The 12,576-nt window shown below is 58.4% G+C and carries 13 protein-coding genes; 11 read left to right on the forward strand and 2 right to left on the reverse strand.

What is annotated here, in order from left to right; translation table 11 throughout:
* Window positions 1-133: 133 nt before the first annotated feature.
* Window positions 134-1,045: a LysR family transcriptional regulator gene (locus tag V2I08_RS09475; RefSeq protein ID WP_349634862.1), complete on the reverse strand. Its 912-nt coding sequence runs from the start codon at window positions 1,043-1,045 to the stop codon at window positions 134-136.
* Window positions 1,046-1,191: 146 nt separating this feature from the next.
* Here V2I08_RS09475 and V2I08_RS09480 point away from each other — a divergent pair, with 146 nt between their 5' ends.
* From V2I08_RS09480 to gstA, 4 genes are read left to right on the forward strand one after another with little or no spacing between them, the layout of a single operon-like run.
* Window positions 1,192-2,367 carry a VOC family protein gene (locus tag V2I08_RS09480; RefSeq protein ID WP_349634863.1) on the forward strand — a complete coding sequence of 392 codons (1,176 nt, stop codon included), beginning with the start codon at window positions 1,192-1,194 and terminating at the stop codon, window positions 2,365-2,367.
* Window positions 2,364-3,242: an alpha/beta hydrolase gene (locus tag V2I08_RS09485; RefSeq protein ID WP_349634864.1), complete on the forward strand. Its 879-nt coding sequence runs from the start codon at window positions 2,364-2,366 to the stop codon at window positions 3,240-3,242. The genes V2I08_RS09480 and V2I08_RS09485 overlap by 4 nt, the downstream gene beginning before the upstream one ends.
* Window position 3,243: 1 nt before the next feature.
* The gene (locus tag V2I08_RS09490) at window positions 3,244-4,812 is read left to right on the forward strand and encodes a bifunctional 3-(3-hydroxy-phenyl)propionate/3-hydroxycinnamic acid hydroxylase (RefSeq protein ID WP_349634865.1); all 1,569 of its coding nucleotides are present in this window, start codon (window positions 3,244-3,246) and stop codon (window positions 4,810-4,812) included.
* Window positions 4,813-4,826: 14 nt separating this feature from the next.
* Window positions 4,827-5,438, forward strand: coding sequence for a glutathione transferase GstA (gene gstA, locus V2I08_RS09495; protein ID WP_349634866.1), 612 nt, complete (start codon window positions 4,827-4,829; stop codon window positions 5,436-5,438).
* Between the two features lie 35 nt (window positions 5,439-5,473).
* On the opposite strand, the gene V2I08_RS09500 is transcribed toward gstA, so the two are convergent.
* On the reverse strand, window positions 5,474-6,550 hold the full coding sequence (locus V2I08_RS09500) for an aromatic ring-hydroxylating dioxygenase subunit alpha (protein ID WP_349634867.1): 1,077 nt from the start codon (window positions 6,548-6,550) through the stop codon (window positions 5,474-5,476).
* A 49-nt stretch (window positions 6,551-6,599) separates the two neighbouring features.
* Between V2I08_RS09500 and V2I08_RS09505 the strand changes: the two genes are divergently transcribed.
* The 7 genes from V2I08_RS09505 (at window position 6,600) to V2I08_RS09535 (ending at window position 12,526) form a co-directional block, all read left to right on the forward strand.
* Window positions 6,600-7,103, forward strand: coding sequence for a MarR family transcriptional regulator (locus V2I08_RS09505; protein WP_349634868.1), 504 nt, complete (start codon window positions 6,600-6,602; stop codon window positions 7,101-7,103).
* A 191-nt stretch (window positions 7,104-7,294) separates the two neighbouring features.
* Entirely contained in the window at window positions 7,295-7,522 is a 228-nt protein-coding gene (locus V2I08_RS09510; protein WP_349634869.1) for a hypothetical protein, read from the forward strand.
* A gap of 382 nt (window positions 7,523-7,904) precedes the next feature.
* Entirely contained in the window at window positions 7,905-9,212 is a 1,308-nt protein-coding gene (locus V2I08_RS09515; protein ID WP_349634870.1) for an acyl-CoA dehydrogenase family protein, read from the forward strand.
* A complete protein-coding gene (locus tag V2I08_RS09520) occupies window positions 9,209-9,985 on the forward strand; it encodes an SDR family oxidoreductase (RefSeq protein WP_349634871.1) in 777 nt (258 codons plus the stop codon). The genes V2I08_RS09515 and V2I08_RS09520 overlap by 4 nt, the downstream gene beginning before the upstream one ends.
* Before the next feature lie 7 nt (window positions 9,986-9,992).
* Window positions 9,993-10,772, forward strand: a complete 780-nt coding sequence (locus tag V2I08_RS09525; protein ID WP_349634872.1) for an SDR family oxidoreductase — start codon at window positions 9,993-9,995, stop codon at window positions 10,770-10,772.
* A gap of 85 nt (window positions 10,773-10,857) precedes the next feature.
* A complete protein-coding gene (locus V2I08_RS09530; protein ID WP_349634873.1) occupies window positions 10,858-11,577 on the forward strand; it encodes a GntR family transcriptional regulator in 720 nt (239 codons plus the stop codon).
* A 190-nt stretch (window positions 11,578-11,767) separates the two neighbouring features.
* The gene (locus V2I08_RS09535; protein ID WP_349634908.1) at window positions 11,768-12,526 is read left to right on the forward strand and encodes an enoyl-CoA hydratase-related protein; all 759 of its coding nucleotides are present in this window, start codon (window positions 11,768-11,770) and stop codon (window positions 12,524-12,526) included.
* Window positions 12,527-12,576 lie beyond the last annotated feature (50 nt).

Raw genomic sequence — 12,576 nt, forward strand, 5'->3', positions numbered from 1 at the left:
ACGCGCGTTCACCGACAACGTGCTGTAGCCGTGGGTCGTATCGCCTTGGTCACTGCGGCAGGTGCGACACAAATTATGGGCAAATCCTTTATTTTTCTGCTCTTGTCACAAAACAAAACATTCAGACGATAAGCTATGGTTGCGCGGAGCGCCCGATTTCCAGGATAAGACTCCTGAACCACCGATTTCGGGGCTGACTGGTCTGACTGGCGTACCAGGCTAACACCATTTCCATCGGTTCCGTCGAAATGCCGGGAATATCAACGATTTCAAATGCGTCGGTCACGCAAAGCAAATCAGCTAACTTTCGGGGCATGATCGCGGCGCAATCGCTGTGACGGACGACCGATGGTAGCAGATTGAAATGCTGCACCTGTACAGCGACGGTCCCAGTCATATTGCCCCAACCATTAAGGATCCCCAGTGCCTGCACATCAACTGTGGCAAGTCCGGGATAGTAGATTGCAAAGCGCTCCGGCGTCGCGCCGCCGCGGCAACGCGCCGCTGTCGCCTTCGATGCAATCGCTACGAAATAATCCGTCGTCAGCCGCTCATGCCGCATGTTGGCAAATCGTCCGGATTCGATGATCTGCCGCGGCAGGATGAAGCAATCAACCTCGCCCGCGTGTGGTTCGAGATCGGTATGGGGAACATCAACCAGATGAAGCAAGGCATGGGGCGCGTTCTGCCTCAATTTTTCTGTGATCTCTGCGGCGATCAGATGAAAGCCATAATCGGAACTGGCAATGACCCATTTCCCACGCTCGGCTTGCGGGTCGAATCCAGTCAGCGGCAGAAGATACTCAATGCGGGCGCAGATATCCTCCACCACAGGGACAAGTTCCTGGGCCTTAATGGTCAGGACCATCTGGCGTCCTTCGCGCACGAGCAACGGATCCTCTAGAACCTGACGCAATCGCCCCAGCGCCATGCTCAGTGCAGGCTGGGTCAGGCCCAGCAAATTGGCCGCGCGCGTCAAATTTTTCTCACGGAGCAAGACCTGCAACACGGGCAGCAGGTTCAGGTTGACTGCCCTCAATGACATCGCACTCTCTCCCGATATGAAGCAATAATTGGCTTTGGAAATACCATCAACACCATTGATGATTGAATAGCCAGATTCGATTTACGGCACGACCGCCGACCTGCGAAAGCTCTTCTCGAAGATAACGGTTCAATGGAGAGCATGTCGTGCAGCATTCCTACGATGTCGGCGGTCTGACGCTGGATCAGCCATTTCGCGCGCAGCGGTTGGGGCATATCGGGCTGAGTCAAGTCGACCCGGCAGCCTGCGACAATTTTTATCGGGACGAGTTGGGTTTTCGTTCGACCGATGCGATCATGCTACCGGGTATGCCCGCTCCGGCGGGATATTTCACCGGCATTGGCACCGATCATCATACGCTTGCCAATATCGCCGCATTTCTCGAAGGCGACGCGCCGGGTTACGCGAAGGGCGTCACCGTCAACCAAATCTCGTTTCAGGTAGGCACGCTGGAGGAAGTTGCCAACGCCAACGCCTTTTTTGCGGAAGCCGACCTTGTGAACTGGCGCTTCGGGCGCGACAGCCCCGGCAGCAACTGGGCCAATTATGTGTTTGATCCCGACGGATTCCGGGTTGAAATGTACTATGGCATGGAACAGGTCGGATGGGATCGACGCAGCAAGCCGCTTCAGCTTTTTACCGCCCCCGATTATGTACCGAACTTACCCGAACCGGCAGAAATCAGCGAGGTACTGGCTGCAGAGGCGAAGCATGGCACTCTGCCGCTGGGATATCGCCCGGATGAACCAATGCCGTTCGAGCATAATCTCGGCGGGGTCATGGTGCAGCGTCCCTTTGCCGTCAACCGCATCGGCCCCGTTCATATCCTGGTCGAGGATTTGGCCGTGTCGGAACGCTTTTATACCGAAAAGGTTGGCCTTACGCGGACCGAAGAAGTCGCGTTCGAAGGCGGTCGGGCAGTGTTTCTGCGGCTTGGCACCGATCATCATGTGATCGGCCTGTTCGAACTGGGGCTGCGCGACGCGATCAAGGCTGATCCACGCACGCGCCTTGGTGCCCTCGGCATCGAGCTAGGGTCTTACCGTCAGTTGCGCGCCGCCGTCGCCTGGCTCAGCGCGCGCGGTCATGCGGTGTGGACCGACTGCCCGCAAGCGTTGCGCCCTGGCATCGAACATGCCGCATTTCTGCGCGATCCAGGTGGCCACACGCTGATGCTGTATTGCGGGATCGAGCAGATTGGCTGGTCAGGGGAGCCGCGCCCCGCCGCCGACCGCCCCGTCGTCGATCCCGACTGGCCCGAAACGCTGCGCCCCACCGACAATCGCTATTCCACCCTTACCCGCCAAGGACCGATCGCATGACCTACTGGACTCAGTTGCTCCATCACCGCTTTTCCGTCGAACAGGTCGATGTCGGGGGCATTTCCACGCGCGTGATGACCATGGGATCAGGCGAGCCGATCATCTTCCTGCACGGAATCAGCGGCCATCTGGAAGCTTTCATTCCCATGGCTCCTTATCTTGCCGATTTCTATGAACTGCATCTTATCGACATGCTCGGCCACGGTTTTACCGACAAGCCGAGCGAGCCGATTGAAATGCCTAACATGGCCGCGCACATTCTTGGCTATATGGATATGCGCGGCATCGAAAAGGCCCATATCGTCGGAATCTCGATGGGCGGGTGGCTGACTGGCTGGCTGCTGGGCCATCATCCCGAACGTTGCCTGTCCAGCATCATGATCGCTGCTGCGGGAAACCCGGCAATGGGCAAGCCGGAAATCGGCGAACTGGTTCGCCGCATCACCAGCGCGGGCGTACTCAGCGAAGATCGTCAGCAAACTGTCGAACGATTGCAGGCGGTGATGTTCAACGCCGACAGCCTGGACGATGAACTGGTCGATTCGCGTTATACAATCTACCACCTGCCCGAATTCCGGGCCAATCTCGACAATCTGCTGGCGATGACATATCCGGAGCGCTATGCGGTCAACCGCCTGACGCCGGAATCGCTGCGCGGCGTTCAACAGGAAGTCTTGTTGTGCTGGGGAGAGGACGACAAGAATAGCGGCGTTGCCGACGCTGATTTCCTGACCGACTATCTGCCCAATTCGAAACTGGTGCAGATGGCTAACACCGGCCATTGGCCGCCTTATGAACGCCCCGAAGACTTCGCCAAGCTGGCCAGAAGCTTCTTCGAACAAGGGTTGAACGCCGTTCAGGAAGGGCGCTTCTAACATGAGCCGGGATCATGACGTGGTTATCGTCGGTGCCGGCCCGGTGGGACTTGTGTTGGCGCACCTCTTGGCTCGTCAGGGGCTTGACGTGGGGGTTTTCGAAAAGTGGTACAAGCCCTATGGCTTGCCCCGCGCAGTCGGGTTGGCCCATGACTCCATGCGCGTGCTGCAGGCCACCGGCGTATTGCCCGATCTTATGGAGCATATAGAACTGCAATTTCGCAAATCGGTCGCTGAATATTTCACCGCTGATGGCGAAGTGCTGGTACGGTTCGAATTTCCTGGCGTCGATCATTCAGGTTTTCCGTCGATGGTGCCGTTCGATCAGCCGGGCTTTGAAGAAGCGATCCTTGCTGCGGCTGATGCTGAACCGCGTATAACGATCCATCGCGGCTGGGCGGCCAGTGCTTTGCGCCAGACTGCGGACCAAGCCTTTGTTAAGCTTGATCCTGTAGATGGCGAGAATCCACGCGATGGCGAAGCAATCGAAGTCGCCGCGCGCTATGTGGTGGGCTGCGATGGCGGCAACAGTACAGTCCGTCGCCTGATCGATGCGCCGATGACCGACACGGGCTTTACGTCGGAATGGATGGTCGTGGACATTCGTCCGAGCGACGAACTGGCGGCGCGTTTGCCTTTCGGTCAGTCACTCGACTGGCGACGTCCGACCACGCTGGTGCCCAGCGGTCCGGGCCGCAGGCGCTTTGAGTTCATCGCGCTGCCCGGCGAAACAGCAGAGGATCTTGGGGCACCCGAAAAGGTATGGGCCTTGCTTGCCGACTGGGACGTCACACCCAAGAACGCGGAATTGGTGAGGAGCGCGGTCTACCGCTTTCATGCGCGCTGGGCGAATGATTGGCGTCATGGCCGTGTTCTGCTGTGCGGCGATGCCGCGCACCAGACGCCGCCCTTCTTGGGTCAGGGTTTTAATTCGGGCATGCGAGACGCCATCGCGCTGGCATGGCGCCTGGCACTCGTAGAAAAAGGCGATGCGTCGCCTACCTTGCTCGACAGCTATTCGTCCGAGCGCGTGCCGCATGTGGCCACTGTCATTCAACAGGCGGTAGGTATCGGTCACATGATAAGTATTATTAATGAACAGCAAGCAATGGGCCGTGACGCACAGCTACGCGCCATGCGTGAAAATCCCCCTGAAGAGCCGTTCCTTGCTCCATGGCGGCTCGGCCCCGGCCTTGGTCGAGATGGTGATCCTGAAGTTCGCGAACTCGCTCTTCAGGCGCGCGTGTCGCGCGATGGCGTATCGGGCCTGCTCGATGACGTGATCGGTTCTGGCCGCTTCATCCTGCTTTCGCGCGGCGTAGATCCCGTGGCGACGATGTCTTCCACGACACAGGATTTGTGGCGGCGGCTCGGCGGGCAGATTGTCGTTTTCGGTGCGGAGACAGAGGATTCCGAAGGTGCCTATGAACGCTGGTTCGACAGCCTCGGTGTGGATCTCGTACTGGTAAGACCCGACTTCTATATCTTCGCGGCCGGCAAGGTGAACGAGGCCGACGCGATGGTGGTTGAACTCACGATCCAGCTTGGCCTTGCGGTGGAAGCCGCCTGAACCGTTGGGGGGATATGGCGATGATGACGCTATACGGACATTGCGGTGCTTGCTCGCAAACGATCCACATATTGTTGCACGAAGTGGAAGAGGCTTTCGCTTTCGAGCGCGTTGATCTCAGGACGCGGCTCCTGGCTGACGGCAGTCTCTTTGGTGCTGTCAGCGAACGAGGGCAGGTTCCCGCACTCGTGCTGGACGACGGCACGTTGCTGACCGAGCTTGCCGCCATCGCTCAGTTCGTGGTGGACCGACATCCCGAACGGGGACTGTTGCCTCCGCCCGGTTCGCTCGCGCGCTATCAAGCTCTTAGCTGGCTAAGCTATATCGGGACAGAATTGCACAAGGGCATCTCACCGATTATGCGGCCGGATACGCCGGATGCGTATCGCGCGGTTGCGCGAACCGCTCTCGAAGCGAAGCTGGCTTGGCTCGATCAGCAGGTACGGGGGCGGACTTTCCTTGCCGCAGATTGCTTCACCCCAGCGGATGCTTATTTGTTCGTAATATTGGGCTGGTTGCCGCTCATCGGCATAGATACAGCCACATATCCTCACCTGATGGCGTTTCGCGCATCGATTGCGACACGTCCCTCTGTGAGAGCGGCGCTGGCCGCCGAAGGGTTCTGATCTCCTGCCCGCCGGCGCGGGCGGGAGATGGCCTACTAACATGCCGCGAGGCTGTCCGCTTGATTGCGCTCTTCGCGGATCAGGCGGTTCATAAGCTTGCGCATCAGGAACGGACCCTGGTCCTGTGGCACGAAGAACATCGGCACCGCAGGATCGGTGAGGTCATGAATGGCCTGTTGCGCTTCGATCATTTCGCGATCCTCTTCGAACGCTGCCATCACAACGTCCATCCTTTGTGCCAGTTTTAAGGTCATTTCGGGGGAATCGCCGATCAGGCCAGTAGCATAATGATAGGCCGTGCGATTGCTCGAAACCGGCGTTACGGCCTGTTGCTCAATGTTCTGAACCAGCGGCTCTATGTCGGCTGGTGGCGGACCGTAGTTGCAGCGCGCTGCTGTGCCGAGCGGAAAGCGCGCGCCATGTAAAATGAAGATCCCCGGAACGTGAAAATCATAGGCGATCCAACTATCGACTTTTTGCCCTGGCGCGCCCGGCATGTCCGCTTGTTCGAACCAGCGTTCGAAGCGGATAGCGCGCGGCTGTGACGTGACACGCGGCTTCGATTGCGCCCAATATGCGCCACTTGCCTGGCGCAGGGTGGTTTCATGGACATAATCGACGTGCGAGAGGTCACACAGATTGTCATGTAGCAATCGATAATTTGCATTATATTCGATACTGTTTGAGCGCATCGGCCGATCAGGATTTCTAATGCCGAATGCTTTGGGTATCAGCATGGGATCGGCTTTTGCCGGATCGCCGGGCCAAATCCACACCCAGTCATCGCTTTCCACCACGGGATAGGTGCGAAGGCGGACATCTGGAGTCTTTTCGACAAGCGGCATGCCCATACATCGGCCATCGCCGCCAAAGGCCATGCCATGGTACATGCATACCAGGCGGTCACCATCGACACGTCCCTTTGACAGCGCAGCGTGCCGATGTGGACATCGATCTTCGGCGGCGTGGATCACGCCTGCATCGCTGCGCCAAATCACGATCGGGTGACCAACCACTACGCGACCGACTGGCGGCCCTCCTGTGGCAATCTCATGTCCCCAGCCCCAGACGTACCATGCATTTTGCAGAAACATCGCTCGATCCCCTAGCATTGTTCGAGCGTATGTATGACATACGCTCGAACAATGCTAGGGGATTTCCATGGTCGCATCCCCGCCCCGTGACGAACCCCGGCTTGTCGCCAATGTTGGTGCGTTGGCATTGTTTCGCGAACGGGTAGGCGTTTGGCTCAGTTTTACTGGCGCTGCTTACTACAAGGCCTATGCCAGCGAATTGAACAGGCGTGGTTCAAAGCCGTCCTGGGTCACGGCAATGGCGATCATAGACCAACATCCTGGCATAACGCAGAGCGAGTTGGGCCGTTATATGGCGGTCAACCGGGCCTCGGCCATGGCACTGGCCGTCGAAATGGAAGAGGCTGGCCTGGCCTGCCGGACATTACTCCCTGGCCGTAACAAGACGGCGCTCTCCCTCACGGAAAAAGGCAGGGCCTCCCTCGAAGAGGGCTGCCATATTGAAGAGAGGCTGTCACAAGCTTTGCTGAAAGATTTCACCACGGAGGAAACGAAGGCGTTCGTGCGACAGCTCAAGCTGATTGAACGCGCCTTGCAGGCTTGGGGCGATGCGCGTCCGGCCGACGCTTAAGAAGCTTTCTGCGAAAATGGCCTACTCCAAGGGTGATTGTCATCCGGTATTTGGTCGTCCGCGCCACCCTGTCTTTATGGCATAAATTTCCCTGATAGTTACTCCACGGGAAGAAATTTTCCCGCCACTGTGCGCAGTGCTGATCAAAGCGCCGTAGGGCCGGAATTATGTCGTGCCTATGTCATACATATATGAACACCTCGAAGAACCGTGCGATTTTGGCGCGATGGGGTCGCACGAGGATATTTGGTGGTGCAGCCGATATTTTGCTGCGGGCCACATTCACGACACCGCTACATATCAACGCGAAATATGCCACCGGCACTTACACCGACTGTTCCTATCAGATACCCATGCAGCCCAACACTGACTGCATCCAGTCCGGCCTCGATGCCCATTTCCTTGAGGGTGCGCGCTAGGCTATGCACTTGCCGACACGGTGGTTCAGCCTTTCGCTATGGCCGCCATAGCTCAGCCACCACATACCTATGGTCTGCGTATGGACTTCTGATCTGTTCCAAACAATTTGGCTGGTCAACCTCCCCCGCGCCTCCCCCACTGCCCCAAAGGCAAGCCGTTGCCGAGTTAGATCGAGGACGGCCAAGCGCGCAAACGTGACCATAGTCTGCATACGTTGTCCTACGATTTTTTCGGAACATAAGATGATTTTGCCTGATGAACCTGGCTTATCCTATTTTTTTGGCGTCATACGCGCTACTTTCCATAGGCGATAAGCCATTGCACATATCAGCCTTAGGGCATATAGGAGAATGATTGTAGGACAATCTGGTGGACTTTATTGTGAATCACAACGGGAAAAGTCTGGATCTGAGTGACAGGCTCAAGGCCTTCATGGCCGCCCATATCTACCCCAATGAGCAACGCTATCATCTTGAAGCCGAGCGTATGGGCCCTTGGGCGGTCTATCCTGTCGTCGAAGAATTAAAGCCGCTCGCCCGCGAGGCAGGTTTATGGAATCTGTTTCTTCCTCCCCATGATGGCCAGCCAGGTCTCAGCAACGTCGACTATGCTCCCTTGTGCGAAATCATGGGGCGTAGCCTTTTCGCGCCGGAGGTTTTTAATTGCTCGGCGCCCGATACCGGCAACATGGAAACCATCCTGCGCTATGGCACGCCCGCTCAGCGTGAACGGTGGCTAAAGCCATTGCTGGAGGGAAAGATACGTTCGGCCTTTGCCATGACAGAGCCGCTCGAAGCGTCGTCGGATGCGACCAATATCGCCAGTTCCATTGTCCGCGATGGCGACGAATATGTCATCAACGGTCGCAAATGGTATACCACCAACGCCACCAGCCCGGCGTGCGAAATCATCATCTTCATGGGCAAGAGCGATCCTGATGGTGCTGATCCCTACCGGCGCCAGTCCATGATCCTCGTGCCCCGCAAGACGCCCGGTGTCCGGGTTATCCGTCCTTTGCCGGTCTTCGGCTTTTATGCTGTGCCTGACCGTGCATCTGAAGTCGTTTTCGAAAATGTCCGCGTTCCGGCATCCAACATGCTGCTTGGCGAAGGGTGCGGCTTCGAAATCGCGCAAGGGCGGCTGGGGCCTGGCCGCATTCACCACTGCATGCGCCTCATCGGGTTGACCGAGCGTATACTCGAACGCATGTGTCGCAGGGTGGAAATGCGAACGCCCTTTGGCCGTCCGCTGGCAGAACAGACAGTCACGCTTGAACGGATCGCAGAAGCGCGCATCATGATCGATCAGGCCCGTCTGTTGACCATGAAGGCTGCGCACATGATGGATACGGTGGGCAACAAGGGGGCCAGGCGCGAAATAGCGATGATAAAGGTCGCCGCGCCGCGCATGGCGCAGACAGTGATTGACTGGGCCATCCAGATGTTTGGCGGCGGTGGTACCAGCAACGATCACCTGCTCACCGCCGCTTATGCGACGGCCCGGCTGCTGCGACTGGCCGACGGGCCGGACGAGGTACATCGCAACCAGATCGGCAGGCTTGAAATCCGCAGCCATCGCGGCACCGACCCGGCCTTTACCGGCGGTTCGGCCGATGTTCTTTCGGTGGCCGAAGCGGAACGGCGGGTCGCGGCCGGCCTGTGGCCAAAGCCTGCGGATTTCGACGCATGAATGCTCGACTCAAGGGCAAAAGGGCGCTGGTGACGGGTGCTGCCCAAGGTTTGGGTGCAGCGACCGCGAGATTATTTGCGCGCGAGGGCGCTCAGGTCTTGCTGACCGACCGCAACGGCGAGGAAGCCCGCAACCAAGCCGACATGATCGAGCGTGAGTTCGGTCCGGGCGTCGCCTTTGCCATCCGGCATGACGTAGTCAGTCAGGGCGACTGGGAGGATGCACTCGGCTATGCCCAGGAAGTGATGGGCGGCCTGTCGGTGTTGGTCAACAATGCCGGCATCGTGCTGACCGGCTCTGTCGAGGATTTCACGCTTGATCAATGGCGTCAGGGGATGTCGGTCAATGTCGACAGCGTCTTTCTGGGATGCAAACTGGCGCTGCCGCTGCTGCGCGAAAGCCAGCCCGCATCGATCGTCAACCTGTCTTCGATCGCCGGGTTGATCGCGTCGCATAACTTCGCCAATTATAATGCCTCAAAGGCGGCGGTCTGGCTGCTCAGCAAATCCGTCGCCCTCCATTGCGCACGACAAGGCTGGGACATAAGGTGCAATTCGGTACATCCCGCCTTTATCCGCACACCCATCCTTCAGGATCTGGTGGGCGACAAGGATGAAACCGCTATCATGGCAAAGCTGGCCCGGCAGGTGCCGATCGGACGTCTTGGCGAACCAGACGATGTGGCGCATGCCGTCGTCTATCTCGCTTCGGATGAAAGCCGTTTCATGACCGCTGCCGAGCTGAAGCTCGACGGCGGCATTTCAGCAATGTGAGATCAAAATGACCAACCCATTCAATCTGACTGGCCGCGGGGCCATCATAACCGGATCGTCACGGGGCATCGGACGCGCTATTGCGCATGGGCTGGCAGCCCAGGGGGCCGACGTGATCGTTTCGTCGCGCAATCAGGACGCTTGCGAGGCGGTCGCAGACGAGATCAACGCCCTGTCCGGGGGGCGCGCCACGGCGATTGCCGCCAACATTGGCGACAAGGTCGCTCTGGAAAATCTGGTTGCGCGGTCGACCGGCAGGCTGGGCGCAATCGACATTCTGGTCTGCAATGCGGCTAGCAACCCCTATTATGGTCCAATGGCGGGAATCAGCGACGACCAGTTTGAGAAGATATTGCGTAACAATGTTCTTGCCAATCACTGGCTGGCGGCGATGGTCGGTCCCCGCATGGCGGAGCGAGGCCATGGGTCGATCATCCTGATAGGGTCGATAGGCGGTTTGCGCGGATCACCCGTGATCGGTGCCTATAATATCTCCAAGGCGGCCGATTTCCAGTTGGCGCGAAATCTGGCAGTTGAATATGGCCCGGCCGGCGTCCGGGTAAACTGCATCGCGCCAGGCTTGATCCGTACCGATTTCGCCCGTGCCCTTTGGGAAGATTCGGATAATCTGGCGACGGCCCTTTCGGGAACACCCATGGGACGAATCGGCGAGCCTGACGATATCGCGGGTACGGCCGTCTTTCTGGCATCCGACGCATCGCGCTACATTACAGGGCAAGCCATTGTTGTAGATGGCGGTGCTACCGTTACTGTCGGGGGCATTTAGGGTCGGTCGAATATATGTTCTCCACAGTTTCAAGGCCACTGTCTGGCAAGGACGCGCAATGACAGGAAAGCCCATATCTACGCCTTTGGCCGAAATTGACGCCTGTGAGTCGGCTGACACGGGGCCGATATTCATCGAGGGATGGCCCACCGAAACCAGCGCCAGTGCTGCGATCGTCCGAGACGTACTGGCTGGTCTTTACGATGGCCGCTACGAACCGGGACAGAGATTGGTGGAGGCCAATCTGACTGCCATCTTCGGGATCAGTCGCGGGCCCGTTCGGGAAGCGCTCAAGGGACTCGCCGCTCTCGGAATCGTCGACATCACCCCGCAGCGCGGCGCGCAGATCAAAGTGCTTACCGTTTCTCAGGCCATCGACATACTTGTGATCGCCAGCGCGCTTCTATCTTGTGCTGCCCGTTTGGCCGCAAGCAATATCGAACAATCTGGAGCACGCGAAAGGATGCAGTCGGCACTGGACTGTGTCGCCAATTTCGCGAAGGATGACAACAGTCAGGCCTTCGCCCATGCCCGTAACCACTTCTATGCAGCCATAACGCGCATAGCGGGAAACGGTGAGCTGCGCCGGATATTGCCCAGCGCGCAGATACACATCATCCGCGTCCAGTTCAGGGCCGTCCTTCAGGCGCATGACACAACACGCCTGGTCGATTACAAGCGTATCACAGATGCGGTGCTCGCCGGAGATGCCACAGCAGCCGAATCCGCGATGCGCCTACATCTTAATCGACCTATTGCCAGCCTTGTTGCCTATCGGGCCAAAATTGTCGCAGAAAATTCGTGACGGCCTCCCAGAGAGCATGCTGCTGCAAGCAAGGCGGTTGATCGTTCCGCCCTGATTGCCAATCAGGCACTCGTCCATGGTCATGGCAGCTTGTCAATGATTGCATTTCAATGCATGGCAAACCAATAATGAGACGCGCTCAGTGCGCTGCGGGAGATGGGCAATGGACAGCGGCACCGATCGGGTAAGAATGGAAATCGACGGGGCGGTTGCTACGATAAAGTTGGTTCGCAGCGGACGGCTTAACGCCTTTGATAGAGATATGCACCTTGCGCTCGCGGGTGAACTCGATGCCGTTGCTAGCAATGCCGATGTGAAAGTCCTCATCCTCACTGGAGAGGGACGGGCTTTCAGTTCGGGACAGGACTTGCAGGAGCGCGCTGCCGCCTTCGCTGACGGAGATATGCCCGACATCCACGGTTCGCTGGAAACTTTCTACAACCCGCTTATCACCCGACTGACGAACCTGTCGATCCCGGTGATCGCTGCCGTCAATGGCATGGCGTTCGGGGCCGGGGCCGCTGTCGCCATTGCCTGCGACATCACGATCGCCGCGCAATCCGCGCGGTTTCAGTTCGGCTTCGTCAACGTTGGCCTGGGCCCGGATAGCGGGGCAAGCTGGACATTGCCCAGGCTTGTGGGGCTGCAACGGGCGATGGATCTGGCGCTTTCCGGCCGCGCGATCGACGCGCGCGAGGCTGAGCGCATCGGCCTTGTTGCACGCTGTGTCGATGATGCGCAACTGATGGCCGAAGCCGGGGTACTGGCGCGGCAACTTGCTGAAAAATCAGCGCCCGCCCTTCTGGCAATAAAGGCGCGCTTGCGTGGCGCGGCCGTTACCGATCTTGTCGATGCACTTGCGGCCGAGCGGGACGCACAGGTCGAACTCGGCCAAACGCCTGAATATCGCGAAGCCGTTTTGCGCTTCGCAGCGCGCAGCCGCAGCTAGCCTCAACCAAGGGATGCAACGACCATGGACGATATCCTTAGGCCCTGCGC

Source organism: Sphingobium sp. MK2 (assembly GCF_040170545.1).
In the GTDB taxonomy this organism is placed as follows: domain Bacteria; phylum Pseudomonadota; class Alphaproteobacteria; order Sphingomonadales; family Sphingomonadaceae; genus Sphingobium.